Origin of the sequence: Alcaligenes sp. SDU_A2 (assembly GCF_038237375.1) — a bacterium.
In the GTDB taxonomy this organism is placed as follows: Bacteria; Pseudomonadota; Gammaproteobacteria; order Burkholderiales; family Burkholderiaceae_B; genus Alcaligenes.
In genome coordinates this window covers 1640364-1666846 of the sequence record NZ_CP151273.1, presented here as the reverse complement: position 1 = coordinate 1666846, position 26483 = coordinate 1640364, and the positions used below count along the sequence as shown (strand labels likewise).

Genomic DNA, 26483 nt, shown 5'->3' with positions numbered 1-26483 from the left:
CGAGCCCCGCCTATTGACCTGCATCAAGACCGCGGAAAGTAAAAAAAACACTTTTTTAACTGACGGCAGGCTGACTTTAGCGTCATATATCGTATCATTAAGCGCTAACTGCCTAAAATTATCGCCTGTTGGAGCGTGATGTATCTGCTCGTGATCCTAGCGCTGCCCTTTGTTGGCAGCTTGCTATCTTCCCTGCTGCCCGCAAACGCGCGCAAACTTCAGGCCTTACTGGCCGGCCTTGTCGCAGTCACCTGTGCCCTCCTGACCCTCTATGCCTATCCGGATGTTGCCCAAGGCCAAGTCCTGGAATCCTCGCGTGCCTGGATACCCGCCCACGGCCTGACTTTCAAGCTGCGCATGGACGGCTACGCCTGGCTGTTCAGCTTCATCATTACCGCCATGGGCGCGCTCATCGCCCTGTATGCGCACTATTACCTGTCCGCCCAGGACCCCGTGCGCCGCTTCTTCGCGTTCTTGCAAGCCTTCATGGGCTCCATGCTGGGCGTGGTGCTATCAGGAAACCTGATCCAACTGGTGGTTTTCTGGGAGCTGACCAGTCTGTCCTCGTTCATGCTGATCGCCTATTGGTATCACCGCATGGACGCGCGGCGCGGTGCGCGCATGTCGCTCATCATCACGGGCACAGGCGGTTTTTGCCTGCTGGCCGGCGTGCTGATGCTGGGCCAGGCCGCCGGTAGCTACGATCTGAGCGTGGTGCTGGAATCGGGCGAACAGATCCGCAGCCATCCCTGGTATACCGGCATGCTGATCCTGATCGCGCTTGGCGCGCTCACCAAAAGCGCCCAATTCCCCTTTCATATCTGGCTGCCCCACGCCATGGCCGCCCCCACGCCGGTATCGGCCTATCTGCACTCGGCCACCATGGTCAAGGCCGGTGTCTTTCTGCTGGCGCGCCTGTGGCCGGCGCTGGCCGGCACCACCGAATGGGCGGTCATCATCGGCGGGGCCGGACTGTGTTCCCTGACCCTGGGAGCCTATGTCGCCATGTTCCAGCGCGACATGAAAGGCGTACTAGCCTACTCCACCATCAGCCATCTGGGCCTGATCACCCTGCTGCTGGGCCTGAACAGTCCGCTGGCCCTGGTAGCGGCGCTGTTCCACATGATGAACCACGCCACCTTCAAGGCATCGTTGTTCATGGCTGCCGGCATCGTGGATCACGAAACCGGCACACGCAACCTGAACCTGCTGTCAGGCCTGCGCCACGCCATGCCGCTGACCGCCACACTGGCGACCGTCGCGGCAGCGGCGATGGCGGGCGTGCCCTTGCTCAATGGCTTCATCTCCAAAGAAATGTTCTTTGCCGAAACCATCTTGGCGGGTAACGGCAGCACCTGGGAATATTTGCTGCCCGCTGCCGCCGTCATCGCGGGTTCCTTCAGCGTAGCGTATTCGCTGCGTTTCATCGCCCAGGTCTTTTTCGGTCCGGTCGCCACCGACCTGCCACGCCAGCCCCACGAGCCACCGCGCCTGATGCTGATCCCCAGCGCCATCCTGGTGCTGACCTGCCTGCTGGTGGGCATTATTCCGGGCCTGACCTTTGGCCCCTTCCTGCATACCGCCGCCACCGCCATTCTGGGCGGCACTACGCCTCAATACGATCTGGCGCTATGGCATGGCGTCAATCTGCCCCTGATCATGAGCCTGGTCGCCACCTTGGTGGGCGTGGTTCTGGTGCTGCTCATCAACCGCTTCTACCGCAACCGACAAGGTCGCACGCCCTTGCTGACCCGCGCCGATGGCCGCCGACTGTTCGAGCTGGCCATGGAGTACCTGGAAATCGGGGCCAACTGGGCGGTCGGCAAGCTGGTCTCGTCCCGCTTGCAACGCCAGGTTCTGCTGATCGTGGTAGTCACGCTGTGCGTGGCAGCCTTGCCGCTGATGCGGGGCGAGTGGATCAAAGCTGTGCGCTTTACGCCCTTGGACCCCTTCTTTGCACTGATGTGGGGCGTGGGCATTGCCTGCGCCATCGGCGCTGCCCGCCAGGCCAAATTCCATCGTCCGGCCTCCCTGTTGCTGGCCGGCGGTGCCGGCCTGGTAACCAGCCTGACCTACGCCTGGCTGTCGGCCCCCGACCTGGCCCTGACCCAGTTGGCAGTTGAAGTAGTCACCATGGTGCTGATCCTGCTGGGGCTGCGTTGGCTTCCACAGCGCGTCAGCGACATGCCCGGCAGCGACGCCAGCGGCGGTCGCGCTCTGTTTCGTCGCGGTCGGGATCTGAGCATCGCCATCCTGGCCGGGGGCGGCGTGGCCGCGCTGGCGTTCGCGGTCATGACCCGCCCGCATCCTAGCGGCATCTCGTCCTTCTTTGTCGACAAGTCCCTTCCACTGGGCGGCGGTGCCAACGTGGTCAACGTCATTCTGGTGGACTTCCGTGGCTTTGACACCTTTGGCGAAATTACGGTGCTGGGCATCGTAGCCATCACGGTCTTTGCGCTGCTGCGCCGCTTCCGCCCTCCGGTCGAGGCCATCGCCATGCCGCTGGCCCGCCGCCAGAACGTCAGCGACTCGCGCGAAGCTGTATTCGTCGAACCCGACCCCGAGGCCCTGCTGCCCGAGGGCATCATGCGCATCCCGGCCGTGCTGCTGCGTCTGTTGTTGCCCGTGGCCACCCTGATCGCCCTGTACTTTCTGCTGCGCGGCCACAATCTGCCGGGCGGCGGTTTTGTGGCAGGCCTGATCATGGCCACCGCCATCATCCTGCAATACATGGTCAGCGGCGTGGTCTGGATGGAATCGCGCCCGCTGATCCAGCCCCAGACCTGGATTGCCATCGGTCTTCTGACTGCCGGTTTTTCCGCCATGCTGGTGTGGTGGTACAACAAACCCTTTCTGTCCGCGCAAAGCTGGGATCTGCACCTGCCGCTGATCGGCGATGTCCATACCTCCAGCGCCCTGATTTTTGACATAGGCGTGTTCATGCTGGTCATCGGCTCGACCATACTGATGCTGATCGCCCTGGCCCACCAGTCGCTGCGTTTCTACCGCAAGCTGCCTGCGGCCCGCCCGGCCGCCCCTGCCGCGACGGAGCAACACTAATGGAAATCGTTCTCTCTATCGCCATCGGCGTGTTGGCCGGCTCCGGAGTCTGGTTGCTGCTGCGCCCGCGCACCTTCCAGGTCATCATGGGCCTGGCCTTGCTGTCGTACGCCGTCAATCTGTTCATCTTCAGCATGGGGCGTCTTGAAATCAGCGCCGCGCCGGTCATCGATGCCGCCGAGCAGTCGGCCCGCTATGCAGACCCACTGCCCCAGGCCCTGGTGCTGACCGCCATTGTGATCGGCTTTGCCACCACAGCCCTTTTCCTGGTGGTTCTGCTGGCCAATCGCGGCCTGAGCGGCACCGACCACGTCGATGGCCGCGAGGAAGACGATCTGTGAGCCTGCTGAACCAACACCTGCCCATCTTCCCCGTCGCCATCCCCATGATGGCCGCGGCCTTGATGATCATGCTGCGCGACAAGCGCCGCCACTACAAGCTGCTGATCGCCTTTGCCTCGCTGCTGGCCCAACTGGTCTGCTCCGTCTACCTGCTTTTGCTGGCCGACGGCACCTTGGCCCCGATCTGGCCCCAGTCCGTGGGCGTGTATCTGCTGGGCGACTGGCCGGCCCCCTTTGGCATCGTCCTGGTCGTGGACAGGCTCTCGGCACTGATGCTGGTGCTGACCAACGTGCTGGCGTTTTGCTGCTGGTTTTATGCCCTGGCCCGCTGGGACCGCGTGGGCGTGCACTTTCACCCGCTGTTCCAGTTCCTGCTGATGGGGCTGAACGGTGCTTTCCTGACCGGCGACCTGTTCAACCTGTTCGTATTCTTCGAAGTCTTGCTGGCCGCCTCCTACGGCTTGATGCTGCACGGCTCGGGCCCCGCCCGCGTCAGCGCAGGCCTGCACTACATTGCCGTCAATCTGGTCTCGTCCTTTCTGCTCCTGATCGCCATCGCCATGATCTACGGCGTATCGGGCACCCTGAACATGGCCGATCTGGCCTTGCGGGCCGGCTCGCTGCCCGACTCGGACCGGCTGCTATTTGAATCGGCCATTGCCATTTTGGGCATTGCCTTCCTGATCAAGGCAGCGGCCTGGCCCCTGAACTTCTGGCTACCCGCCGCCTACGGCAACGCCAGTGCGCCGGTAGCGGCCATGTTCGCCATCATGACCAAGGTCGGCATTTACGCCCTGCTGCGCATCGGCTCGCTGCTGCTGCCCACCGGAGCACCGGCCGCCTTCGGCGGTGCCTGGATGTTCCCGGCCGGCATCGCCACCCTGGCCGTCGGTGCCGTAGGCATGCTGTCGGCCCAACAACCCGAACGCCTGGCCGGCTACAGCATCATCGTTTCTTCGGGCACCTTGCTGGCGGCCCTGGGCATGCCTGGCGTCATCCTGACCGGACCGGCACTGTACTACATGATCAGCAGTGTCATGGCTCTGGGCGCTTTTTTCCTGCTGCTGGAACTGGTCAGCCGCACCAAGCCTTTCGGCGCGGACCTACTGGCCGTCAGTCAGGAAGTGTTCGATCTGGATGATCCGGAATCGGCCGATCACAGCGACGATGTCGTGGGCCTGGCCATACCCGGCGTCATGGTCTTTCTGGGTATGTCATTCATTGCCTGCGCCTTGCTGATCGTGGGCCTGCCCCCGCTCTCGGGCTTTGTGGCCAAGCTGTCCCTGCTGACCGCTGCCCTGAAAGCCTCCGGACAATCGCCCGAGCCGCTGAACGCCTGGATACTGACCGGTGCCGTGCTGATATCCGGCGTTGCTGGCCTGATCGCCATGGTGCGCACCGGCATACGCCTGTTCTGGAGTAACAGCGACATGGCCATTCCGCGCCTGAAACTGATCGAAGCCATGCCTATCGGAGCCATCATTCTGGCCTGCGGCATACTCAGTTGGCACGCCGGCCCCATCACGACCTACCTGGAACAGACCGCCCGACAACTGGACGAGCCCCGCGCCTATATCGGCTCAGTACTGCGCCAGAATCCACTGCGGTCGGTAGAATCAGGAGCGCCGTCATGAAGCGGTCCACCAAGCACCTGTTTCTGCCCTTATTGCTGCTGGTGATCTGGCTGCTGCTGAACGATTCCCTGTCGGCCGGCTACGTCGTGCTGGGGGTGTTTTTGGCTATCTGGCTTAGCTTGGCGGCCATCCCGTTTCGGCCCGTCAAAGCCAGCATACGTCGCCCCTTTCTGGCCCTGAAGCTGATCGCTCAGGTCGCCTGGGACATCATCCTGTCCAATATTGCCGTTGGGCGTATCGTGCTCAAAGGAGCGCATGCCCCACAGCCGGGTTTTCTGCGCATTCCCCTGCGCATGACGGACCCGCACGGTCTGGCGGCGCTGGCCTGCATCATCACCTACACGCCTGGCACGGTCTGGTCGGGCTTTGATCAGGACAGCAATACCTTGACCCTGCATATCCTGGATCTTCAGGACGAACAGGTCTGGCTCGACACCATTCAGAAGCGCTACGAGTCGCCGCTGCTGGAGATTTTCCAATGATAGACATCGTCTACTGGGCTTGCCAGTTTGCCCTGGGCTGCTTTGTGCTGGGCATGTGTTGCTCGGTCGTGCGCCTGCTCAAAGGCCCGTCCGCCGCGGACCGGGTCCTGGCACTGGACACCATGTACATCAACGGCATGCTCGCCCTGTTGGCCCTGGGCATACGGTTTGACTCCAGCCTGTACTTTGATATCGCTTTGCTGATCGCCCTGTTCGGCTTTGTCGGCTCGGCCGCCATGGCCAAGTTCCTGCTGCGCGCGGAGGTCATCGAGCCATGACGACCTTGCTGCCCTGGTGGCTGGCCGTCCCGGTCGCCCTATTGTTGGTATTAAGCGGCATCGTCTCGCTGATAGGATCGGCCGGGCTGCTACGCCTGAAGCACTTTTACTCGCGCATCCACGCCCCCACCATGGCCAATACACTGGGCGTGTTCTTTATGATTCTGGCGGTTGCCATCAGCTCCAGCTACTTGCTCAGTCGCCCTATCCTGCACCCCATCATCATCACACTGCTGCTGGTCATTACCTCGCCGGTTACCGCCATCTTGCTGATGCGTGCAGCCATCAAACGAGAACTGCGCCAGCGCATGGCCGACTATGCCCCGGACGAGCCTGGTTACATGAGCGTGCCATGCAAGGCCCCGCCGGGCAAGGCTACGGACGACGACAAGCCCAAGCAGGACTAACCGCCTGCTCATTGGACAACTTCCCTTGCACCCGGTTACAACAAGGGCGCTTATACTGAAGGTCGAGCCTGCCTGCCGGGTTCATGCCTGACAGGCGGCATCATCTGGATCAGGAGCGTTTTACGCTCCGCACGGCCCAAGGTGGCTTGCTCACCTGCCCTGGGGCCGTGCGATTCCCTAACCTTGCAAAGGAGTTAGATTGATGAATCCACGAAAATTGCTCTCCGCCCCCCAATGGATCGGTATCAGCCTGCTTGGACTGAGCATGCTTTCTCCCCACGCGTGGGCGCAAAGCGCCCAGACCCAATACCAGGAAAGCATCCAGCGCTGCCAGCAATTTACAGGCGAACAACGCACCACTTGCCGCCGCGAAGCCGGTGCCGCGCTGCAGGCCGAGCGCCAGAACAAGCTGGGTACACCCAACGCCAATCTGGACGCCAACCGTCAGGCCCGCTGCCATCGCCTGCCTGCCGAGCGTCAACAGGAATGCCTGAAGTCGGTCGCCGGCCAGGACACAACCATACGCGGCAGCGTGGAAGGCGGCGGCATTTTGCGTGAAACCACCACAGTCGTGCCACAGTAAGCCGCAACCATCATAGAACCTAACAACAAGGCCTCCACGTCAGGAGGCCTTGTTCATGGGTCAGCACCCACCGCAGCGATTGCCGCTTCCAGCTATAACTCCATTTGCATGCCCATCTCGACCACTCGATTGGGCGGAATCTTGAAAAAGCGGGTGCTGCGGCTGGCATTTCGCGCCATGAAAGCGAACAGACGCCGACGCCAGCCCATGTACCAGGGCTTACGGGACTGAATCATGACGGTCTGGCGCGACAGGAAATACGAGGTCGCCATCGGCTCCAGGTTCAACTCCGGGTGCGCCTGAGCGATCTGTTCCAGCAACTGCGGCACATTGGGCTCTTGCTTGAACCCCCAGGTCGCCACGGCCTGCCAACTGCTGCGACTCAAACGGTTGATCTGAAAGCGCTCATCAAACGGAACATACGGCACATCGGCGCTCTGCACCGTCAGGAACAGCACTTGCTCGTGCAGCACCTTGTTATGTTTCAGGTTATGTAACAAGGCAGGCGGCACGGTATCGACCAGCATGCTCATGAACACCGCCGTGCCTGGCACGCGCGTCGGCGGATAGGCTTCCAGGCCTAATACAAACTCCTTGAGCGACTGCTGGTTCTCGATCAAAGAATCGTGAATCGCCTGGCGACCCTGCTTCCAGGTCATCATCAGTGTCAGCAAGCACAGACCGACCAGCAGCGGCAGCCAACCGCCATCGAGCAACTTGAGCGCATTGGCCGAAAACAAAAGCACATCGAGCAGCAGGAAAAAACTGAGCAGTACGAACCAGCCCCAACGCTTCAGTCCCGTCGAGCCGCGCGGCAAAAGTGCCACGGCCAGCAGACTGGTCATCAGCATCGTGCCGGTAACGGCAAAACCGTAGGCATGCGCCAGCCGATCCGAGGAGCCGAAACTGATGACCAGCACCATCACGGCCAGAAACAGCAACAGATTGACGCGCGGCATATAGATCTGCCCTTCTTCCCGCGCCGAGGTGTGCTGGATCACCATGCGCGGCCAGAACCCCAGCTGCACGGCCTGACGCGTCACAGAAAAAGCCCCGGAAATCACGGACTGCGAGGCAATCACAGTAGCAACCGTCGCCAGCAGCACCATAGGCACCAAGGCCCAGGATGGGGCCAGCAAGAAGAAAGGATTACGGATCGCACTGGGATCTGCAATCAGCAAGGCACCCTGGCCAAAATAGCACAGCACCAGACACGGCATGACAATCAGAAACCAGGCACGCCGGATCGCCGGGCGACCATAATGTCCCATATCGGCATACAGGGCTTCGGCCCCGGTCAGGGCCAGCACCAGCGCCCCCAACAGCAAAAAGGTTTCCCACGGCGCATGCGCCACAAACGCCAAGGCCCAGCGCGGGTCCAGCGCCGTCAGCACTTGCGGGTGCTGGATGACACGCCACAGTCCCAGGCCGCCCAGCACCAAAAACCAAAGCAGCATGATAGGGCCGAACAATTTGCCCATCGTGCCTGTGCCGTGAGACTGAATCAAAAACAAGGCCACCAGAACGACCACCGCCAGCGGCACGACCCAGGGATCGAGCACGTGGGAGATCATGCCTATGCCTTCAATGGCCGACAGCACCGAAATCGCCGGCGTGATGATGCTGTCCCCATAGAACAACGACGCACCGATCAAGCCCAGCACCATGATGAGCCAGCGACGCCGCCCCTGCATGCCTCTGGCAGCCAGCTCCATCAAGGCCAATGTGCCGCCTTCGCCTTTGTTGTCCAGGCGCAGCACAATCGTCACATACTTGATCGTGACAACCAGAGTCAGCAACCAGAACAGCAAGGACAGCACGCCATAGACCTGTTCGGCTCCAGGTTGGGCATAGGCGCTCAAGGCCACCTTCATGGCGTACAGCGGGCTGGTGCCTATATCGCCATACACAACGCCCAAGGCCCCTACCATCACCGCTGCCCGCGCTCCGTTCTTGGGATGGGCCGTCGAAGTATCCGCCATCTTAATGTCCACTTTGGGTTTCAGTCCGCGTCAGCCTGGCGCCGATACGCGGACCGGGAAATACAATCGTAATGCGCGTGCCAGGAAAATCCGGCCGGCTGAGCAAACTCCACCATGCCCCGTGGGCTCGGGCGATTTCCTGCACAATCGCCAGCCCTAGTCCCGAGCCCTCGGCCTGACTGCCCGGCGAACGGTAAAAGGCCTCGAACACACGCTGGCCGTCCGCCTGCGCAATGCCCGGCCCATGATCTTCGACCGAGAAGGAAGGCGGGTTGCTGGAAACACGCAGGACAATCCGGTCCGTGCCCTGTCCATAGCGCAAGGCATTATCCATCAAATTAGCCAGCAATTCGCGCAACAGCACCGGCTCGGCATCGATCCACACCGGCTGCTCCGGTGCCAGCAAATGAATTTCCACCCCATGCTGGCGCGCCCGCAAGAACCAGTCGCCCCCTTCTTCCCGAGCCCATTCGCACAAATCCAGACGGGTAAAGCTGTCTTTGATATTGACGGTGGAATCGGCCCGGGCCAGCACCATCAGCTGCTGCCCCATGCGTATCATGCGGTCCGATACATTTTTGATGCGCTCGGCGCGTTGCCGTATCTCGTCGGGCAAGGGCTTGGCCAGCATCAGTTCGGACTCCAGACGCAAGCCGCTAAGCGGGGTACGCAACTGGTGCGCCGCATGACCGATAAAGCGCTTCTGGGCCTGCAGCGTATCGCCCAAACGCTCCAGCAATTCATTGAAATGCTCGACCAGCGGCACCACTTCGGCCGGCAAGCCCCGCACGTCCAATTGCTCGAAATTTTCGTCGGAGCGCTGCCGAATCTGCCCCGACAAATCGTGGATGGATGCCAGACCCGAACGTATGCCCGATAACAGCACCCAGGCAATCAGCCCGACCAGCAACAACTGGCTCAACACCATGGTCCAGAAAATATCGCGCAGCAGCCAATCTTCCAGGCTCATGCGCCGGGTCAGTATCCAGGTCACGCTCAGATCCAGGACGACCAGAATGGAAATCGGCGGAAACAAGCGCCACATCAGCTTGCGGGCCAAGGAGCCCGAAGCTGGAAAACGCAGCAAAGCTCGCCGCCAGAAAGACGGGCGCACGGTACTGGAAACAAAGGGATCGGGCATGAGGGACCTATGGGGTCTGACGACTGAAAACGGCCCCGGGCATGATCAGGCCGCGCTCTCCACATCGAGCAAATAGCCAAAACCACGCACAGTCTGAATAACAGCGCCGGTGCCTTCGAGCCGCTTGCGCAGCCGGTACACATAGACTTCGACCGCATTATCGCTGAAATCGGCATCCCAGGCGGACAGCGAGTTCACGATCTGCTGCTTGGTCACCACACGCCCCGGCCGCATCATCAGCATTTCCAGCACAGACAGCTCGCGCACCGACAAGTTGACCCGCTGGCCAGCACAACGCAATTCGCGCCCCACCGTATCAAAACTGAGCGGGCCCACCTCGATAATAGGTTGTGCCTGACCGCTGCGGCGACGGCCAAACGCCCGTACCCGCGCCGCCAGTTCAGACAAGTCAAACGGTTTGATCAGGTAATCATCGGCTCCGGCGTCCAGGCCCAACACCCTGTCGTCCACGCCGTCGCGCGCGGTCAGGATCAGCACAGGAACAGCGTTGCCTTGCTGGCGCAGACGACGCAACACGTCCAGCCCGCTGATGCCGGGCAGATTCAGGTCCAGCAAGAGCAGGTCGTAGACCTGGGCGACGAGCTCTTTGAGCGCGCTCTCGCCCTCCTGCAACCAATCAACGGCATAGCCTTGGTCGCTCAGGTACTCTTGCAATGCGGCGCCCAGTGTGGCGTCGTCTTCGATGACAAGTACTCGCATACGAAGGATTTTATTACGAAATCGGCCCGCCGCGCTGCTGCAACAACGCGACGGGCCGAGAAAAAAATGCAACAGAGCCTAGGGATGAGCGGCGGCAGCCGAGCCAGCCTGAACCGATCCGGGTGCGGCCGGCGCAACGCCACCAGCGGCGGACTGGGTGGGGGCCGGACGGGTCACAAAGCCCAAACGGGTCAGGCCCGATGCCTTGGAGCGGCTCATGACTTGCGCCAGCACTTCGTAACGCGTGTCGGTGTCGGCACGGATACGCAGCTCGGGTTGGGGCTGCTCCTTGGCATAGGGAGCCAATACCGAAGTCAGGTCGTCCAGATCCACCGGTTGCTCGTTAATAAACACCTGACCGTCGGCATCAATGGCCAGATCCACCGACTTAGGGTCCTGCTGGATAGGCTCGGAACTAGCCTGAGGAAGCTGAATCTTGATGGAGTGCGACAGCAACGGTGCGGTAATCAAAAAAATCACCAGCAGCACCAGCATCACATCGATCAGCGGCACCATATTGATTTCGGACAGAGCCGAGCCCGAATTGCGGTTGTCGAAGCTGCCAAAGGCCATGATCAGTGCTCCCGCTTGGCGGCAGCCGCCGAGGACGAAGCCGAACCGCCGCCCGAGGAGGGCACGCGACGCAGCACGGGTTGGGTTTCCTGCACCTGCTGGCCCGTCGTCAGGAAGGTAAACAGGTCATGGGCAAAGGCGTCCAGCTGGGCCAGATAAACACGGTTCGTGCGCACAAAGGCGTTATATGCCAGCACGGCGGGAATGGCCACGGCCAGCCCCAGACCCGTCATGACCAGTGCTTCGCCCACGGGACCGGCGATCTTGTTCAGGGTGACGCCATCGGACAGGCCGATATTGATCAGGGCATGATAGACGCCCCAGACGGTGCCGAACAGGCCGACAAAAGGTGCCGTGGACCCCACCGACGCTAACAAGGTCAGGCCGTTTTCCAGACGCGCGGTTTCCTCGTCGATGACTTTACGCATGATGCGCGACACAAACGCATCCGTAGAGCCTTTTTCCTCCAGACGCACGGCACCATATTTGGTGTGATGCTTCTGGGCATGAATAGCGTGGCTAGCCAGATGCGCAAACGGTTCACGCGCGCCATGTGTCGCAATTTCGTTCTCGACCTGTTCCAAGGAACTGGCCGACCAGAAATCGCGCATAAAACTTTGCGAACGGCGCTTCAGACGGAACGACAAAAACCCTTTGACGATGATCAGATACCAACTGGCCACCGACATCAACGCCAGAATCACGAACAATGACTTGCCGACCGCGTCGCTTTGCTGAATGAAGTGCAACACGCCAGTGGCTTCCTGAGCCGCAGCGGCTCCCGTGGCCGCGGCCTGACCGGCGACGGGCCCGGCGACCTGTGCCAGGCCTACCCATGCGCTTTGAAGTATTTCCTGCATCATTGAAATATCCTAGTAAACAAAGTCGAAAGGAATATCCGCCATGGCTCGATAAGCCACGCCATTTTCCGTATAAGGTTTGAAACGCGCCGTGCGAACCGCCTTCAGAGCGGATTCGTCCAGGCGCTCGTACCCGGAGGAGCTCTGAACCTTGGCCTCCAGCACCGTTCCCTGGGTAGAGATGACCACCCTAACCACGACCCGCCCCTGTTCGCGGCGGCGCTCAGAGGCCCGTGGGTAAACAGGCACGGGACGTCGGCCCAGATAATCCACCCGTCCGATCACTTTGGGCCTGTCGCTATCGGTCGAACGGGCCGTAGCAGCAGACTGCGCCGGCGCATCGCTGGCCGGACCGGGAGGCGCGGCTGGCACCGCTGGCTGAACCGGCTGCGGCGGTGTTTCAACCGGCTTCTCGGGCTTAGGCTTAGGCTTGGGTTTAGGCTTTGGTTTAGGTTTGGGCGGCTCGGGCACGGGCGGGCTTTCGACCACCGGCTCGGGCTCCGGTTCGGGCTCGACGACGGGTTCGGGTTCGGGCTCCGGCGGCGGTGCCTCTTGCACAGGTGGTGCCGTCACCACTTCTTCCTGTACCGGTGCCTCGTCCTGCTCCAGCAGCGTCACGCCGATAATGTCCATAGGAGCCGGTTCACCGACCATTTTGGGTTGCTCGGACCACAGCAAAGTGGCGAACACGCCGGCATGCAGACCCAGCGCCAATGCCAGGCCCGTTACCTTCAACGCCAACATCGGACGATTATTCGTTTCAGCAGCAATACGGGTCATAATCCGTTCTATACATTCCGCAACCCGCATACACCATGACGGGACTGGACAGGATGCCCAGTAAAGACTCGAATCTTAACAGAAATAGGAACGATTCTCAATACAGTAAAATCGTAAAATTCTGCCCTCTGTCTTTTTTTCGCGGCAAATCAATCAGCCACAAAAAAACCGGACAGACAATCTGCCCGGTCTTTTGTACATCCTTTTCTGTTCAAACGGCAATGGCGTCCGGTTTGGCCTGGATAGGAAAAGCACTGAACTTGCGCGGTAAAGCCAAAACTCGTTCACCGGGACGCAGATCCAGTTGCGACCAGCTTTGCTGGTCGAACTCGGCTTCCCACGGAGCTTCACCATCGTTCAACGCCAGCTCCACACGCACCGTCGCTCCCAAAGGGATGATGCGCTGTACCGCCACCGCAATGCCCTGGCCATCGAGCTTGCGCCGCAGATCCAGATCGTGCGGACGCACATAGCCCACGGCATCACCCTGCCCGGCAGGACGGCCATTTAAGGCGTTTGCCGATTCAAATTGCCCCAATTGCGGATCGGCCACAAACCCCCCCTGTGCAAACCGTCCTGGCAAACGATTGGCCGCACCCAGAAATTCGTACACAAAAGGACTGGCTGGCTGATCGTATACCTCTTGTGGCGCTCCCTGCTGCTCTACCTTGCCCTTGTTCAGCACGACGATGCGGTCGGCCACTTCAATGGCCTCTTCCTGATCGTGCGTCACAAACAAAGTGCTGATATGCAGATCGTCGTGCAGACGGCGCAGCCACGACCGCAACTCTTTGCGCACCTTTGCATCAAGTGCACCAAAAGGCTCGTCCAGCAATAGCACGCCGGGCTCCACCGCCAACGCGCGCGCCAGGGCAATACGCTGACGTTGCCCACCGGACAACGCTGCCGGATAGCGGTCGGCCAACCAGTCCAGTTGCACCAGCTCCAGCAGTTCGTGAACACGTCGGCGGATTTCCGCATCGGGCAAGCGTTGCTTGCGCGGTTTGATGCGCAAGCCGAACGCCACATTCTCGAATACCGTCATGTGGCGAAACAAGGCGTAATGCTGGAACACAAACCCAACCTGACGCTCACGCGTACCCACAGCGGCCACGTCCTTGCCATTGATCAGCACCTGTCCCTGATCGGCATGCTCCAGGCCGGCTACAATACGCAGCAAGGTCGTCTTGCCGCAGCCAGAAGGACCGAGCAACGCCACCAACTCGCCCGGCGGAAAATCCAGGGTGACATCACCCAGCGCCGTAAAGGCACCAAAGCGTTTGACCAGATGACGAACTTCGATACTCATTGCAAACTCCGAAAGCAGCGATCAACGATCGCCGTCTTGAACCATTTTTCGTTCGGCCCATAATTTCAGGGCCAAGGTCACCAGGGCCAGGCAAGCCAGCAAAGAAGCGGCGGCAAAGGCACCCACAGTGTGATAATCGTTGTATTCAATCTCGACATGCAGGGGCAAGGTGTTGGTCTGGCCGCGTATGTGCCCCGACAGCACCGACACCGCGCCAAACTCCCCCATGGCCCGCGCATTGCACAGAATAACCCCATACAGCAGGCCCCACTTAATCTTGGGCAGGGTCACCCGCCAGAACAGCTGAAATCCACTGGCTCCCAGCACGCGTGCGGCTTCCTCTTCATCACTTCCCTGGGCCTGCATCAGCGGGATCAACTCGCGCGCCACAAACGGAAAGGTCACGAACAAGGTCGCCAGCACCAGCCCCGGCAAAGCGAACACAATACGTATATTATTCGCATCCAGCCAGTCCCACAGCGGCCCTTGCCGACCGAAGATCAATAAAAAAACCAGACCCGCGATCACCGGCGAGACAGAGAACGGCAAATCGATCAAGGTGGTCAATAAACTTTTGCCGCGAAACTCAAAACGCGCAATCGCCCACGACGCCGCCAAACCGAAAACAATATTCAGCGGCACCGCAATCAAGGCGACCAGCAAGGTCAATCGCAATGCATGCAGCGTATCGGCATCCTGCAAGGCCGACAAGTAAGGCAGCACACCTTTGCCCAGAGCGGTTGCAAACACCAACACCAGAGGCAGCAACAAAAACAGCACAAAAAACACCAGAGCCAGGCCGATCAGCAGCGTTTTGACCACTGGGCTTTCATCGCGCGCATACGGGCGCGCCTCGGTTCCTTGTGTGCCGACGTAGGCATCGGCGCGCAAAGTCAGGGTATCACTCATGATGCGCCCCCTACCTGCAAAGGCGTCACAACAGCGTCAGATGGCCGCTGACTGACGTGCCCCGAATGCCTGTGCTGCAACCACCACTGCAACAGATTGATCAACAATAAAATCGTAAACGACAGCACCAGCATCAGCACGGCCAACGCCGCCGCCCCCGCATAATCGAACTGCTCCAGCTTGATGACGATCAGCAAGGCGGTGATTTCGGACACCAGAGGCACATTCCCGGCAATAAAAATGACCGAGCCATACTCGCCCACGCCACGCGCAAACGCCAACGCCACTCCTGTCAGCCAGGCTGGCAGCAAGGACGGCACAATGATCTTGCTTATGGTTTGCCAGCGGCTGGCCCCCAGGCAGGCTGATGCCTCTTCTTGCTCTTTCTCGAATTCTTCCAGCACCGGCTGCAATGTACGCACCACAAAGGGCAGACCGATGAAGGTCAGCGCCACCAACACGCCCCACGGGGTAAAGGCTATGCGGCCTACATAAGGCTCGGCCCAAGCCCCGATCCAGCCATTGGGCGCGTAGATTGCCGCCAAGGAAATACCAGCAACCGAGGTAGGCAGCGCAAACGGCAGGTCAATCAACGCATCCACAATGCGACGTCCCGGAAAACGGTAACGCACCAATACCCAAGCCAAAATTGCGCCAAAAAAACCATTGATCAACGCCGCCGCTACCGCCATCCCGAAGGTCAGCTTCAGGGAAGCCACCACGCGATCGGCCGTCACGGTAGCCCAGAACTGATCCCAGCTAAGCGTGCTGGTCTTAAGAAAGACCGCCGCCAAGGGGATCAGTACGATCAGGCTTAGATAAGCCACAGTCAAACCCAGGCTCAGGCCAAAACCGGGTAAAGGGCCTGCCGCCTTACGGGCTGAAAAAATACGGAACGGACTTAGCGAAGTCATGGACATCTCTTTGCCGACTGCTTACTTTTTCAGATAGATACTGTCAAACACACCGCCGTCGGCAAAATGCTTGGCCTGCACTTCAGTCCAGCCGCCTAACTCGTCGTTAACGGTATACAAAGTCAGTTGCGGGTATTGATCGCGGTACTTGGCCGCCACTGACTCCAGACGGGGGCGATAGAAATGCCGGGCCGCAATCTCCTGCCCTGCTGGGCTGTACAGATAATCCAGATAAGCCTTGGCGACTTTCTCCGTGCCATGACGGGACGCATTCTTGTCCACTACCGCGACCGGCGGCTCAGCCAGAATACTGCTGGACGGAACGACAATGTCGAACTTGTCCGGCCCCAGATCCTTGACCGACAGCAAGGCTTCGTTTTCCCAGGCGATCAACACATCGCCTATGCCGCGCTCCACAAACGTGGTGGTCGAGCCGCGCGCGCCCGAATCCAGCACGCCTACATTCTTGTACAACGCTTGCACGAACGCACGCGCCTTGTCTTCATCACCACCAGGCTGTTTAAGCGCATACAGCCACGCCGCCAGATAATTCCAGCGCGCCCCGGCCGACGTCTTGGGGTTGGGTGTCACAACATTAATGCCGGGCTTGACCAGATCCCCCCAGTCCTTGATGCCCTTGGGATTGCCCTTGCGCACCAACAAGACAATCGTGGACGTATACGGTGTGCTGTTATCCGCCAGACGGCTTTGCCATTGCGGATCAATCAAGCCAGAACGGGCGATCTGGTCGATATCGGACGAAATCCCCAAGGTGACCACATCGGCCGGCGCGCCATCGATCACCGTACGCGCCTGTTTACTCGAGCCACCGTGCGAAGTGCGGATAGTCACGGTATCGCCCGTTTCTTTTTTATAGTGTTCCTGGAAAGCCTTGTTGAACTCCGTATAGAGTTCCCGCGTCGGATCGTAGGACACGTTCAAGATACTGATTTCGGCGGCCACCGCCGAAGCGGCCACCACCACCGCTGCCAGCAGCGCTGCGCTGCGGAAAATCTTTGTTTTTTGCAGTACCGACATCGCTTCTCATCCCCAGAAACACCGCATTGAGATATTTGAAACGAGTCTAGCAAGCGGCCCAGCCGCCGAGAAATACCAATTCTTTGATTAGATATAGCGTGCGCTCACTATAAAAGCGGCCCGTCAGGCCATAGCCTGACGGGCCGCTTCGTCAAGTGCCAACGCCCGCACCCTGAAAGCCGATCAAGACAGCCGGGCAATGACAGATCAGCTTACCCGGATGCCTTAATCAAGACAAACTATCGGCGGGAAACCGCTGGCCTATTCCAGCTTAGCGTCGGCCAGTTCCACCAAGGCCTTGAAACGCTCGATTTCCGACAGCACGAACGCATCAAGCTGCGCAGGGCTTTGCGCCTGCCCGATCTGCATGCCCATGTTTTCCAACTGTTCAATAATCGCCGGCTCCTGCAGGATCTGATAGATCTCCTGATTCAGGCGCTCCACCACGTGTTTCGGGGCATCCGCATGCGCAGCCACGCCATACCAAGCGGCGGCATACATATTCTTCAAGCCCAGCTCATCGAAGGTCGGCACCTGCGGCAAGGCCTGCAAACGCGTCGCCGAAGCCACGGCCAAGGCCCGCAACCCACCCGAACGGACCTGAGCCAAGGACCCCGTATCCAACATCAAATCAATATTGTTGCCCAACAAATCAACCACCGCCGGCCCGCTGCCTTTGTAGGGAATATGCGTGATGTTGATCCCTGCGCTTTGAATCAGCTGGGATGCAGCCAGATGCTGCGACGAGCCCACTCCCGCCGAACCATAGTTGAGCTGGCCCGGATTGGCCTTGGCGAACTCCAACAACTGGGACGCTGTCTGAAACTGCGAACTGGCGGGCACCTCCAGCACATTCGGAATGGCACCAACCAGCGCAACATGGGCAAAGTCTTTTGCCGCGTCGTAGCCCGTCTTGGAATACAAATGCGGGTTGATCGCATTGGTCGAGCTGGTGGTCATCAGCAAGGTATGCCCATCCGACAACTCCCTGACGAACGAAGCCGTGCCAATATTGCCGCCCGCGCCGGCCTTGTTTTCTATGACCACGGGCTGCCCCAACTCTTCGCCCAGTCGTTTCCCGATGATACGGGCAATCACATCCGTCGCGCCTCCGGGTGCCCAAGGCACGATCAGGCGAATGGGTTTGGTCGGGTAAGCCGCCTCCTGTGCCTGAACGGGCGCAAGGCTAGCGAACGTGGCCACTGCCAAGAACGGGGCCAAGAAAAATTTAGCTTTAAACACAGTACAGTCTCCTCTATGTTTGGTTGGCGTCTATGCGCCGATAACTATTAATCGCCGGATTGAACGAAAGAGTGCGTTCACTGAATAGCGCGATCCAGCCAGGTGTCGTCATAGGTGCCGGCAGCAATATCGGCCAATGTCCGCTGCTCTTTTTCATACAACTCGCGTGCCCGACTGGCCACGTGCTCGGCATGGTCCGCCGGCACAAACACCAGGCCGTCGGCATCGCCCAGCACCACATCGCCCGTGCAGACCACATTGCCATCGATGCTGACCGCCCGCTTGATGGAGCCAGGGCCGTTCTTGTAAGGTCCCCGCGGCGTAATGTTTTTTCCATAGCAAGGGAAGCCATCACGTATGAACGCATCCACATCGCGAACAGCACCATCCACGACAAAACCCACAACACCCCGTGCGCGGGCCGCATTCAGCAGTATTTCGCCCACCAAGGCCCGCTCGGTATTGCCTGCGCCATCGATGACCAACACATCACCCGGCTGCGCATGACGCAATGCCGCATGAATATATAAGTTGTCCCCTGGTGCCACTTGCACCGTCAGCGCCCGCCCCAGCAGGGGCTGCACGCCATGCAAGGGCTTCAAGCAATGCGTCCCTTGCAGTCGATCCAGACTATCGGACACCAGCGACGAAGAAAGCCCTGCGAACCAGCGCTGCAAATCTTTCATGCTCCTACCTTTCCTAAGCACATATACCGACATCTGTTCAGCCAGATGAGATGGACCAGATTGTGGCTATCTAAAACATTCCTGTATATTGAATAATTCTCCCCACTATCTTTTCCAAACAGGAAAGTCTCATGCCTAGCCACCGGCAACTGGAAGCCTTTTACTGGACCGCCAAGCTCGGCACGCTCGGTGCCTGCGCGGAAAAAATCTGCACCACGCAATCGGCCGTCATCAAACGGATTCGTCAGCTGGAGCAAACACTAGGCGTGCGCTTATTCGCGCGCGAAGGCAGACACAATGTACTGACCGACGAAGGCCGTACCGCCATGCGCATGGCCGAGCCGCTGCTGCAACAACACGCCAGCCTACTGCAACAGTTTCGCGCGCCTAACAAGCCGATACAGCGCCTGTCCATAGGCGTCACGGAAATCACAGCCATCACCTGGCTACCTGTGCTGATCAGGCAGCTCAAGCTGCACTACCCTGGAATCATTCTTAAAATCGTTATAGGCATGCACGCCGAGCTGCAGCAAATGCTGCTGAACAATACGATTCAGCTTAGTATTCAGCAACAATTGCCGCCGGACTCGTTGCTGCACTGTGTTGATATCGGTGAGCTGCGACTGATGTGGGTAGGCGGCCCCGAGATGAGCACGACACGCAGCTACTACCTGCGCGAAATCGCCAGCATGCCCATCATCCGACAAAACCATGAATCTGCGTTAAGCCAGGCTTACGACGACTGGTTGCGACCACACACCGCGGACTCGGCCGTATTCACGATCAACAGTCTTATCGCCACCGCCAGCCTGGTTGCCGCAGGCCAAGGAATCAGTTGTCTGCCAGAAGAATACTTCGCTCCCATGGTGACCAGCGGGCAATTGGTGCGCTTGCCGACACGCAAACAGCAACCACGGCTGATGTATTGCGCGCTTTTTCGCAAGCAGGACCGCAATATCGCGCTGTACCGGGATGTCACCCGCATTGCCCAGGCCGTCTGCAGGTTCGTACCCGCGCTATAAGACGGATACCTTATTTCGCGGGCAGCAGTGCCGCAACCGTCGCCGTCCACACGGCAGGGCGTAGCCTAGTTGGCAGCAAGCCAATTACGGTTGCTTAGCCTTTCCTAAACCACTTTCAACACCGATCAATCGGGCATAAAAAAAGCACCTAGCGTACGCTAAGTGCTTGATCGGATTCACAAAAGAGATGGTGGGTGCTGAGGGGTTCGAACCCCCGACCTACGCCTTGTAAGGGCGCCGCTCTACCAGCTGAGCTAAGCACCCATTTCCGTGATGCCACTCTTCCTGTGAAGAAAAAGAATTATAGGATCACAGATTATCTTTTGCAAGCCCTACGTCGTAAATTTTTTAAATTAATTGACGGCGTCTTTCAGAGCTTTGCCTGGGCGGAACTTAGGCACGTTAGCGCCTTCGATTTCAATGGTTTCGCCAGTGCGTGGGTTGCGACCCGAGCGGGGTGCGCGCTCGGAAACGTCAAACGTTCCGAAACCAACCAAAGTAACCGTATCTTTGTCTTTCAGCGTGGTGGTCACGGCATCGATAAACGCATCCAGCGCACGACCGGCATCAGCCTTGGACAGATCGGCTTTGGTGGAAATGAATTCGATAAGCTCGGTTTTATTCATTGAGAAAATACCCCTGAAAATTATTTTAACCGGCCCCCCAGCGGACGCCGGTCTGTTACTGCCACATTAACAGGGCAGACGGCAGGAATCTAAGCACCGCCGACTGCCTTTGCAACCGAGCGTCAAGACGGCCCGGCTGGCTACCGCGTATTAGGCCTATGAATAAAAGACGTGTCAAGCAAAAACACGTCTGTAACCCGCATCATTGCTCACTTTTCACAATTCTTGCGGGTCTTTTCATTTTTTTGGATACCGCCCTTAACACCATCCGGAAAATATGCTATTTGCCGGCTGACCATATGTCGCGTCGCAGCAAGCAACACGACAGTCCAGAACAAAAGCACACCCATCACAGGCTCGCCATCCATACCCATGTTTGGCACCTTCGGCCACCTACAATTTTTCTATCTGCTTTTTTTCTGAACACGCAGTCCCACTGCCAAGGAGCACGGCATTGAACGGCAAAGTCTATCTGGTCGGAGCCGGTCCCGGCGACCCCGAACTACTTACATTGCGGGCACTGCGCCTGCTCCAAAACGCCACAGCCGTCGTCCATGATCGCCTTGTGGGCAAAGGCATCATGAACTGCATCAACCCCCAGGCCGAGCTGCACGACGTGGGCAAGATCGCCGGCTGCAATGCGTCCATGCAGGAAACCATCCATCGCACGCTACGCATGCTGGCCTCCGACCATTCCTGTGTCATCCGCCTGAAGGGCGGCGACCCCTTCATTTTTGGCCGTGGCGGCGAAGAGCTTCTGTACCTGCGCCGCCACGACATCCACGCCGAAATCGTTCCAGGCATCACAGCCGCAACTGGCTGCGCAGCTTCGCTGGGCATTCCCCTTACCCATCGGGGCCTGGCCACCAGCGTGCGCTTCATTACCGGACATCTGCGCGACAAGCAAAGTCTGGCGCTGGACTGGTCTTCTCTGGCCGATCCCAGCTGCACGCTGGTCTTTTACATGGCCGTCAGCAACACACGCCATATTGCCCATGCCTTGCTCGGGCATGGCCGCTCCGGCGACACCCCCGTCGCCCTGGTCCAGAACGCCACGCTAAGCAACCAGCGATGGGGGTTCACCACACTGGCCGACCTGCCCAGCGCCATTCAGGCCTTCACGCCGCCGGCCCTGCTGCTCATCGGCAAGGTGGTGCAGTTGCATCCCCACTACGCTACGTCCTTAGTCAGCCGCTTTGTCGATCAGGTCCAGCCATGCCCACAGCCCTGACGCTGCCGACGCGCCTGCTCTGTATCCTGCTTGCGCTGCTTCCCTGCCTATCACAGGCCAATCCACCTAGCCCCGAACGCCAGCGCATCCTGACTCACCTCCTGCGTCAAGAATGCGGCTCCTGCCACGGACTCAAGCTGGATGGCGGACTCGGGCCCGCCTTAACCCATTCCGCCCTGACCGGCCGCACGATAGAACAACTTGCGCATGTCATTTTGCAAGGCCGGCCGGGAACGGCCATGCCCGGCTGGCAGGCCTTCATACAACCGGCCGAAGCCCTGTGGCTGGCCGATCTCCTGCTCAACCCACCATCCGGTCAACCATGAAATCATCCGCTCTCTTGCTGGCCGCCCTGCTGCTCAGCGCCTGCGCCCCCTTACCCCGTGGCACCAACGACCTGGGGCTGGTCATCGAACGCAGTTCGGGTAGCGTCGCCGTGGTGGAAACCAGCCGACGCCGCCAATTGGCGCGTATCCACGGCCTGGGGGACCTCTCTCACGCCCACGTCACCTACTCCCGCGATGGCCGCTATGGCTACGTCTTCGGCCGCGACGGCGGACTGAGCAAGGTCGACCTGCTGCGCCATCGCCTGGTGCATCGAATCATGCAGTCGGGCAACGCCATCGGCGGCTCCATTTCCCAAGATGGCCGCCTGATCGTCGTGCAGAACTACGAACCGGGCGGCATCAAGGTTTTCGATGCGGATACCTTGGACTTCATCAGCGAAGTCCCAGCCGAATATGCCCCAGGAAAACGCGCCAAGGTCGTAGGACTGGCCGACCTGCCCGGCCAGAAATTCGCCTATTCGCTGTTCGAGGCCGGTGAAATCTGGCTTACCGACCTGTCCGACCCCCGGCAGCCCAAGACACAGCGTTTCCATGCAGGCCGCCAGCCCTACGACGCCATGGTCACCCCCGATGGCCGCCACTATATCGCCGGTCTGTTCGGTGAAGATGCACTGGCCATGCTGGACCTCTGGCACCCAGAAAACGGTACGCAAAAAATCCTCCCCGGCTACGGCAAAGGAGAGCAACCCCTGCCGGTTTTCAAAATGCCCCATCTACGGGGCTGGTCGGTAGCGGGACAACGCCTGTTCCTGCCCGCCATAGGCCGCCACGAAGTGCTCGTCGCCCACACCGGCTCCTGGACGGAAAGCAACCGTATTCCTGTTCTGGGTCAACCCGTCTTTGTCATGGCCCAGCCCGACGGCCGTCGAATCTGGGTCAATTTCGCCTTCCCGGACAACGACAAAGTACAGATCATCGATGTGGACACCCTGCAAGTCACCCACACTCTTTCGCCCGGCAAGGCGGTCCTGCACATGGAGTTCACTCCGCGGGGTGAAGCCGTCTGGATATCGGCACGCGACGACAATACGGTCACCATTTACGACACCCGCAGTCTGGCCCTGATCAACACCCTGTCCATCCCCAGACCCAGTGGCATCTTCTTCACGCACAGGAGCAATCGCATTGGTTTCTGACCTATCGCCTTCAGCTTTTCGCCTGCTCAACGCCTGGCAACACGGCTTTCCGCTGGTGTCCCGTCCTTTCCGCAGCTTAGGGCTTAGCGTAGGACTGGGCGAACACGCCGTGCTGGAGCATTTTCAACACTGGACGACCCTCCAGCAGATCAGCCGCATCGGCCCAGTCCTTAACCCTGCCTGCATGAGCAGCACGCTGGCCGCCCTGCAGGTGCCTGCCCACCGTCTACAAATGGTGGCCGACCAGATCAGCGCCCTGCCCGAAGTCAATCACAACTACGAGCGCGAACACCCCATCAATCTCTGGTTCGTGATGGCCTGCGCAGATACTCCGACTCTACACGCCCGACTGAACGACATCGCCCGTCTGACCGGCCTGACACCGATCAGTCTGCCCATGCTGGCGGCCTACCACATCGACCTGGGATTCAGCCTGACGCCTGCCGAAAAGAAAACGGCGGGCCTGCAAGCCTGCGACGGACTGCCCTGTGCCGATACGCCGGAACATCTGCTGCTGCAACATGTCCAGCATGGACTGGCACTGGTGCCCGAACCCTTTCAAGAACTGGCCCGCCTTACCGGCCTGTCCGAAAAGCAGGTTTTAAAGCAAGTGGCCACTTGGCTGCGCGTGGGTCTGTTCCGCCGTTTCGGCGTCGTGCTGCATCATCGCGCGCTTGGCTACCAAGCCAATGCCATGTGCGTATGGACGGTCCCCGACACACAGATCGATCAACTCGGCACCCAACTGGGCCAACAACCGGGCGTCACCCTTTGCTACCAACGCCGCCCCCACCCACCCGAATGGCCACACAACCTTTTTTGCATGATTCATGGCCAGGACCGCAGACAAGTGCTGTCCCAGCATGCGCAAATCAATCGAAACCTGGGCTTGGACGCCTTCAGACACGACATCCTGTTTTCATCTCACTGTTTCAAACAGCGCGGTGCGCGCATTCCTACCCGCGTCGTTGGCCATGACTAATCCCACTACCCCTTTTTCTACGCACATAGCGCCGCTGGACGAGGCCGATCGGCGGATCATCAATACGCTGCAGCGCGGCTTTCCCGTCTGCCCGCATCCCTTCGCCCTGATCGCCCCAGACCTGGGCCTAAACGAAACCGAACTGATCCATCGCATTGCCTTGCTTCGCACCAGGGGCGTTCTTAGTCGCTTTGGCCCCTTGTTCAACGCCGAAGCCTTGGGTGGGGCCTATTGCCTGGCCGCCATGGCTGTGCCAGACCTTCGCTGGGATTCCGTGCTGGCTGCCGTCAACCGCCATATCGAGGTCGCCCACAACTATCGCCGCGATCATGATCTGAACATGTGGTTTGTGTTGGCGACGCCGTCCGCAAACGCCGTTCACGACTGCATCGCGGCAATAGAACACGAAACTGCGCTTGCCGTGCTGGCCTTCCCCAAAGAGCGCGAATACTACGTAAACATGTACCTGGAAATCTGACTATGGCCACCTCGCCCCTTGATCCGGCCGACGCCGCGCTTATCCATGCCACCCAGGACGGCCTGCCCCTGGAGCCCAGGCCCTATCACGCGCTGGCCCTACACCTGAAGATGGCTCCCGCAGACGTACTGGAACGCATGAATGCCATGCTGGCAAAAGGCCTTATACGGCGCATTGCGGCCGTCCCCAATCACTATGCCCTGGGTTACCTTGCCAACGGCATGTGCGTCTGGAATATAGACGACCACCAGATCGATCAAGCCGGCATCCTGCTCGGTGCGCTCCCCCAGGTCAGCCACTGCTATCGCCGCCCGCGTCATCTGCCACTCTGGCCTTACAACCTGTTCACCATGTTGCATGGCACCCATCGCGCCGCCGTGCTCAAGCAAGCGGATGACATAGCCGAACTGCTGCAGTCCAAGCTGCCGGGCGCGCTCAAATCGCGCGATGTTCTGTTCTCCAGTGCCATCCTTAAAAAGACAGGCCTGCGCATCCGGAGTAATTGACGATGTTCCGCATTTCCAACTTCATCGCCGAGCTGCAACGCCCTACCCCGCCCACCGCCACGCGCACCGGCCCAGTCGTCATCTGGAATCTGATCCGTCGTTGCAATCTGCATTGCAGCCACTGCTATTCCGCGTCTACCGACAAAGACTTCCCCGGCGAACTGTCTTTTACACAGGTCTGTGCTGTTCTGGACGACCTGCACGCCTTTGGCGTACGCGCCGTCATCCTGTCCGGCGGCGAACCGCTGCTACGCCCCGACATATTCGATATTGCCCGCCACGCGGGAGCACTGGGCATGTACGTAGGCCTGTCCTCCAACGGCACCTTGATCAACGCAAGCAACATCGATGCCCTGGCCGCCTGCGGCCTGGGCTACATCGGCGTCTCACTGGACGGTCTTCAAGAGCGACACGATCGCATTCGCGGCCAGGCAGGTGCCTATGCCGCATCCCTGGAAGGGCTGCGACTATGCAGAGATCGCGGTCTGAAAGTCGGCATACGCTTTACCCTGACCCAAGAAAATGCGGCCGACCTGCCCGCCCTCCTCCAACTGCTGGGCCAGGAAGGCATAGACCGCTTTTATCTTTCGCACCTGAACTATGCCGGCCGTGGAGCGCGCAATCGTAAACAGGCCAGTCATCACCACATGACCCGGCAAGCGATGGAGCACGTCTTCGAGGCTTGCATGGCCTACCGACTCGCAGGCCAGCCCAAAGAATTTACCTCCGGAAACAACGATGCCGATGGCGTATTCTTTCTGCACTGGGTGCGACGTCGTTTCCCCGAACACGCCGACCGTATCCACGCCAAGCTGTTGCACTGGGGAGGCAATGCCAGCGGGGTCAACGTCGCGAATATCGATAATCGCGGCAATGTCCACCCCGACACCATGTGGTGGCACTATTCTCTGGGCAATGTGCTATCCCGCCCCTTTTCCAGCATCTGGGCCGATTCGTCCGAACCGCTGTTGAACTTGCTGCGGCAACACCCCCGTCCGGTCAAAGGGCGTTGCGCCCAATGCCACTACCTGCCTATCTGCAACGGCAACACGCGCACACGCGCGCAAAAAACCAGTGACGACCTGTGGGCCGAAGATCCCGGCTGCTATTTAAGCGATCAGGAAATCCAAGCCCCGTGCTCCTCCCCATAACTGCGCATGGACATCAATTGTGCATGCCGCAAAACGCTAGACAACAAACCCTCGACGTTCCGAGG

Annotated in this window: 29 protein-coding genes and 1 tRNA gene; 15 read left to right on the top strand and 15 right to left on the bottom strand. The window is 59.6% G+C overall.

Translation table 11 applies throughout. From position 1 onward, the window contains the following. Positions 1–138: 138 nt before the first annotated feature. The 7 genes from AADW57_RS07820 to AADW57_RS07790 all read left to right on the top strand — a co-directional run bounded on the left by AADW57_RS07820 (position 139) and on the right by AADW57_RS07790 (position 6785). Positions 139–3060 (top strand): monovalent cation/H+ antiporter subunit A, encoded by a 2922-nt coding sequence (locus tag AADW57_RS07820; protein ID WP_341669488.1) that lies wholly within the window; start codon positions 139–141, stop codon positions 3058–3060. Next, positions 3060–3401, top strand: coding sequence for a Na+/H+ antiporter subunit C (locus tag AADW57_RS07815; RefSeq protein ID WP_341669487.1), 342 nt, complete (start codon positions 3060–3062; stop codon positions 3399–3401). Before AADW57_RS07820 ends, AADW57_RS07815 begins: the two co-directional genes overlap by 1 nt. Continuing rightward, positions 3398–5035, top strand: coding sequence for a monovalent cation/H+ antiporter subunit D (locus AADW57_RS07810; RefSeq protein WP_341669486.1), 1638 nt, complete (start codon positions 3398–3400; stop codon positions 5033–5035). The genes AADW57_RS07815 and AADW57_RS07810 overlap by 4 nt, the downstream gene beginning before the upstream one ends. Next, entirely contained in the window at positions 5032–5517 is a 486-nt protein-coding gene (locus tag AADW57_RS07805; protein ID WP_341669485.1) for a Na+/H+ antiporter subunit E, read from the top strand. Before AADW57_RS07810 ends, AADW57_RS07805 begins: the two co-directional genes overlap by 4 nt. Then, entirely contained in the window at positions 5514–5795 is a 282-nt protein-coding gene (locus AADW57_RS07800; protein ID WP_341669484.1) for a K+/H+ antiporter subunit F, read from the top strand. Before AADW57_RS07805 ends, AADW57_RS07800 begins: the two co-directional genes overlap by 4 nt. Continuing rightward, positions 5792–6202 carry a monovalent cation/H(+) antiporter subunit G gene (gene mnhG / locus AADW57_RS07795; protein ID WP_341669483.1) on the top strand — a complete coding sequence of 137 codons (411 nt, stop codon included), beginning with the start codon at positions 5792–5794 and terminating at the stop codon, positions 6200–6202. The genes AADW57_RS07800 and mnhG overlap by 4 nt, the downstream gene beginning before the upstream one ends. Positions 6203–6404: 202 nt before the next feature. Further along, positions 6405–6785 carry a hypothetical protein gene (locus tag AADW57_RS07790; protein ID WP_341669482.1) on the top strand — a complete coding sequence of 127 codons (381 nt, stop codon included), beginning with the start codon at positions 6405–6407 and terminating at the stop codon, positions 6783–6785. 92 nt (positions 6786–6877) lie between these two features. On the opposite strand, the gene AADW57_RS07785 is transcribed toward AADW57_RS07790, so the two are convergent. The 12 genes from AADW57_RS07785 to AADW57_RS07730 form a co-directional block, all read right to left on the bottom strand. Next, positions 6878–8767, bottom strand: a complete 1890-nt coding sequence (locus AADW57_RS07785; RefSeq protein ID WP_341669481.1) for a potassium transporter Kup — start codon at positions 8765–8767, stop codon at positions 6878–6880. A gap of 1 nt (position 8768) precedes the next feature. Continuing rightward, entirely contained in the window at positions 8769–9908 is a 1140-nt protein-coding gene (locus AADW57_RS07780) for a sensor histidine kinase (protein ID WP_341669480.1), read from the bottom strand. 45 nt (positions 9909–9953) lie between these two features. Further along, a complete protein-coding gene (locus AADW57_RS07775) occupies positions 9954–10628 on the bottom strand; it encodes a response regulator transcription factor (protein WP_341669479.1) in 675 nt (224 codons plus the stop codon). A gap of 78 nt (positions 10629–10706) precedes the next feature. Further along, entirely contained in the window at positions 10707–11201 is a 495-nt protein-coding gene (locus AADW57_RS07770; protein ID WP_341669478.1) for an ExbD/TolR family protein, read from the bottom strand. A 2-nt stretch (positions 11202–11203) separates the two neighbouring features. After that, entirely contained in the window at positions 11204–12064 is an 861-nt protein-coding gene (locus tag AADW57_RS07765) for a MotA/TolQ/ExbB proton channel family protein (RefSeq protein ID WP_341669477.1), read from the bottom strand. A gap of 9 nt (positions 12065–12073) precedes the next feature. Beyond that, complete coding sequence (locus AADW57_RS07760; RefSeq protein ID WP_445819187.1) at positions 12074–12841, bottom strand: energy transducer TonB; 768 nt, start codon at positions 12839–12841, stop codon at positions 12074–12076. Positions 12842–13052: 211 nt separating this feature from the next. After that, positions 13053–14150 (bottom strand): sulfate/molybdate ABC transporter ATP-binding protein, encoded by a 1098-nt coding sequence (locus AADW57_RS07755; protein ID WP_341669476.1) that lies wholly within the window; start codon positions 14148–14150, stop codon positions 13053–13055. 21 nt (positions 14151–14171) lie between these two features. Continuing rightward, positions 14172–15059, bottom strand: a complete 888-nt coding sequence (gene cysW, locus AADW57_RS07750) for a sulfate ABC transporter permease subunit CysW (protein WP_341669475.1) — start codon at positions 15057–15059, stop codon at positions 14172–14174. Beyond that, complete coding sequence (gene cysT, locus AADW57_RS07745) at positions 15056–15973, bottom strand: sulfate ABC transporter permease subunit CysT (RefSeq protein ID WP_341669474.1); 918 nt, start codon at positions 15971–15973, stop codon at positions 15056–15058. Before cysT ends, cysW begins: the two co-directional genes overlap by 4 nt. A gap of 21 nt (positions 15974–15994) precedes the next feature. Beyond that, a complete protein-coding gene (locus tag AADW57_RS07740; protein ID WP_341669473.1) occupies positions 15995–17011 on the bottom strand; it encodes a sulfate ABC transporter substrate-binding protein in 1017 nt (338 codons plus the stop codon). A 261-nt stretch (positions 17012–17272) separates the two neighbouring features. After that, the gene (locus AADW57_RS07735) at positions 17273–18253 is read right to left on the bottom strand and encodes a Bug family tripartite tricarboxylate transporter substrate binding protein (protein WP_341669472.1); all 981 of its coding nucleotides are present in this window, start codon (positions 18251–18253) and stop codon (positions 17273–17275) included. Between the two features lie 77 nt (positions 18254–18330). Beyond that, on the bottom strand, positions 18331–18939 hold the full coding sequence (locus AADW57_RS07730) for an RraA family protein (RefSeq protein WP_341669471.1): 609 nt from the start codon (positions 18937–18939) through the stop codon (positions 18331–18333). 131 nt (positions 18940–19070) lie between these two features. Here AADW57_RS07730 and AADW57_RS07725 point away from each other — a divergent pair, with 131 nt between their 5' ends. Then, positions 19071–19961 (top strand): LysR family transcriptional regulator, encoded by an 891-nt coding sequence (locus tag AADW57_RS07725; RefSeq protein ID WP_341669470.1) that lies wholly within the window; start codon positions 19071–19073, stop codon positions 19959–19961. Between the two features lie 188 nt (positions 19962–20149). Here the strand turns inward: AADW57_RS07725 and AADW57_RS07720 are convergent. The 3 genes from AADW57_RS07720 to AADW57_RS07710 form a co-directional block, all read right to left on the bottom strand. Beyond that, positions 20150–20225, bottom strand: a tRNA-Val gene (locus AADW57_RS07720). Positions 20226–20314: 89 nt separating this feature from the next. Beyond that, positions 20315–20587 (bottom strand): HU family DNA-binding protein, encoded by a 273-nt coding sequence (locus AADW57_RS07715; RefSeq protein ID WP_341669469.1) that lies wholly within the window; start codon positions 20585–20587, stop codon positions 20315–20317. Positions 20588–20796: 209 nt separating this feature from the next. Next, on the bottom strand, positions 20797–20961 hold the full coding sequence (locus tag AADW57_RS07710; protein WP_341669468.1) for a hypothetical protein: 165 nt from the start codon (positions 20959–20961) through the stop codon (positions 20797–20799). An 80-nt stretch (positions 20962–21041) separates the two neighbouring features. Here AADW57_RS07710 and cobA point away from each other — a divergent pair, with 80 nt between their 5' ends. Genes cobA through nirJ form a run of 7 tightly spaced genes read left to right on the top strand, consistent with a single transcriptional unit; the run spans position 21042 to position 26418 of the window. Further along, complete coding sequence (gene cobA / locus AADW57_RS07705; RefSeq protein WP_341669467.1) at positions 21042–21818, top strand: uroporphyrinogen-III C-methyltransferase; 777 nt, start codon at positions 21042–21044, stop codon at positions 21816–21818. Then, positions 21803–22144: a c-type cytochrome gene (locus AADW57_RS07700; protein ID WP_341669466.1), complete on the top strand. Its 342-nt coding sequence runs from the start codon at positions 21803–21805 to the stop codon at positions 22142–22144. Before cobA ends, AADW57_RS07700 begins: the two co-directional genes overlap by 16 nt. After that, positions 22141–23301 carry a cytochrome D1 domain-containing protein gene (locus tag AADW57_RS07695; protein WP_341669465.1) on the top strand — a complete coding sequence of 387 codons (1161 nt, stop codon included), beginning with the start codon at positions 22141–22143 and terminating at the stop codon, positions 23299–23301. The genes AADW57_RS07700 and AADW57_RS07695 overlap by 4 nt, the downstream gene beginning before the upstream one ends. Beyond that, on the top strand, positions 23291–24283 hold the full coding sequence (gene ahbB, locus AADW57_RS07690) for a siroheme decarboxylase subunit beta (RefSeq protein ID WP_341669464.1): 993 nt from the start codon (positions 23291–23293) through the stop codon (positions 24281–24283). Before AADW57_RS07695 ends, ahbB (AADW57_RS07690) begins: the two co-directional genes overlap by 11 nt. Further along, entirely contained in the window at positions 24276–24761 is a 486-nt protein-coding gene (locus AADW57_RS07685; protein WP_341669463.1) for an Lrp/AsnC family transcriptional regulator, read from the top strand. The genes ahbB (AADW57_RS07690) and AADW57_RS07685 overlap by 8 nt, the downstream gene beginning before the upstream one ends. A gap of 2 nt (positions 24762–24763) precedes the next feature. Then, complete coding sequence (gene ahbB, locus AADW57_RS07680) at positions 24764–25267, top strand: siroheme decarboxylase subunit beta (RefSeq protein ID WP_341669462.1); 504 nt, start codon at positions 24764–24766, stop codon at positions 25265–25267. Between the two features lie 2 nt (positions 25268–25269). Then, on the top strand, positions 25270–26418 hold the full coding sequence (nirJ, locus tag AADW57_RS07675; protein ID WP_341669461.1) for a heme d1 biosynthesis radical SAM protein NirJ: 1149 nt from the start codon (positions 25270–25272) through the stop codon (positions 26416–26418). Positions 26419–26483 lie beyond the last annotated feature (65 nt).

Excerpts from the sequence above, each read along its gene's own strand:
- AADW57_RS07695 (WP_341669465.1), top strand. The coding sequence starts at position 22,141 with ATGAAATCATCCGCTCTCTTGCTGGCCGCCCTGCTGCTCAGCGCCTGC.
- AADW57_RS07815 (WP_341669487.1), top strand. The coding sequence starts at position 3,060 with ATGGAAATCGTTCTCTCTATCGCCATCGGCGTGTTGGCCGGCTCCGGA.
- AADW57_RS07700 (WP_341669466.1), top strand. The coding sequence starts at position 21,803 with ATGCCCACAGCCCTGACGCTGCCGACGCGCCTGCTCTGTATCCTGCTT.
- AADW57_RS07800 (WP_341669484.1), top strand. The coding sequence starts at position 5,514 with ATGATAGACATCGTCTACTGGGCTTGCCAGTTTGCCCTGGGCTGCTTT.
- cysT (WP_341669474.1), bottom strand. The coding sequence starts at position 15,973 with ATGACTTCGCTAAGTCCGTTCCGTATTTTTTCAGCCCGTAAGGCGGCA.
- AADW57_RS07715 (WP_341669469.1), bottom strand. The coding sequence starts at position 20,587 with ATGAATAAAACCGAGCTTATCGAATTCATTTCCACCAAAGCCGATCTG.
- AADW57_RS07785 (WP_341669481.1), bottom strand. The coding sequence starts at position 8,767 with ATGGCGGATACTTCGACGGCCCATCCCAAGAACGGAGCGCGGGCAGCG.
- ahbB (WP_341669462.1), top strand. The coding sequence starts at position 24,764 with ATGGCCACCTCGCCCCTTGATCCGGCCGACGCCGCGCTTATCCATGCC.
- AADW57_RS07760 (WP_445819187.1), bottom strand. The coding sequence starts at position 12,841 with ATGACCCGTATTGCTGCTGAAACGAATAATCGTCCGATGTTGGCGTTG.
- mnhG (WP_341669483.1), top strand. The coding sequence starts at position 5,792 with ATGACGACCTTGCTGCCCTGGTGGCTGGCCGTCCCGGTCGCCCTATTG.
- AADW57_RS07710 (WP_341669468.1), bottom strand. The coding sequence starts at position 20,961 with ATGGGTATGGATGGCGAGCCTGTGATGGGTGTGCTTTTGTTCTGGACT.
- AADW57_RS07780 (WP_341669480.1), bottom strand. The coding sequence starts at position 9,908 with ATGCCCGATCCCTTTGTTTCCAGTACCGTGCGCCCGTCTTTCTGGCGG.
- cysW (WP_341669475.1), bottom strand. The coding sequence starts at position 15,059 with ATGAGTGATACCCTGACTTTGCGCGCCGATGCCTACGTCGGCACACAA.
- AADW57_RS07805 (WP_341669485.1), top strand. The coding sequence starts at position 5,032 with ATGAAGCGGTCCACCAAGCACCTGTTTCTGCCCTTATTGCTGCTGGTG.
- nirJ (WP_341669461.1), top strand. The coding sequence starts at position 25,270 with ATGTTCCGCATTTCCAACTTCATCGCCGAGCTGCAACGCCCTACCCCG.
- AADW57_RS07730 (WP_341669471.1), bottom strand. The coding sequence starts at position 18,939 with ATGAAAGATTTGCAGCGCTGGTTCGCAGGGCTTTCTTCGTCGCTGGTG.
- AADW57_RS07740 (WP_341669473.1), bottom strand. The coding sequence starts at position 17,011 with ATGTCGGTACTGCAAAAAACAAAGATTTTCCGCAGCGCAGCGCTGCTG.
- AADW57_RS07770 (WP_341669478.1), bottom strand. The coding sequence starts at position 11,201 with ATGGCCTTTGGCAGCTTCGACAACCGCAATTCGGGCTCGGCTCTGTCC.
- AADW57_RS07820 (WP_341669488.1), top strand. The coding sequence starts at position 139 with ATGTATCTGCTCGTGATCCTAGCGCTGCCCTTTGTTGGCAGCTTGCTA.
- AADW57_RS07755 (WP_341669476.1), bottom strand. The coding sequence starts at position 14,150 with ATGAGTATCGAAGTTCGTCATCTGGTCAAACGCTTTGGTGCCTTTACG.
- AADW57_RS07765 (WP_341669477.1), bottom strand. The coding sequence starts at position 12,064 with ATGATGCAGGAAATACTTCAAAGCGCATGGGTAGGCCTGGCACAGGTC.
- AADW57_RS07775 (WP_341669479.1), bottom strand. The coding sequence starts at position 10,628 with ATGCGAGTACTTGTCATCGAAGACGACGCCACACTGGGCGCCGCATTG.
- AADW57_RS07685 (WP_341669463.1), top strand. The coding sequence starts at position 24,276 with ATGACTAATCCCACTACCCCTTTTTCTACGCACATAGCGCCGCTGGAC.
- AADW57_RS07725 (WP_341669470.1), top strand. The coding sequence starts at position 19,071 with ATGCCTAGCCACCGGCAACTGGAAGCCTTTTACTGGACCGCCAAGCTC.
- AADW57_RS07790 (WP_341669482.1), top strand. The coding sequence starts at position 6,405 with ATGAATCCACGAAAATTGCTCTCCGCCCCCCAATGGATCGGTATCAGC.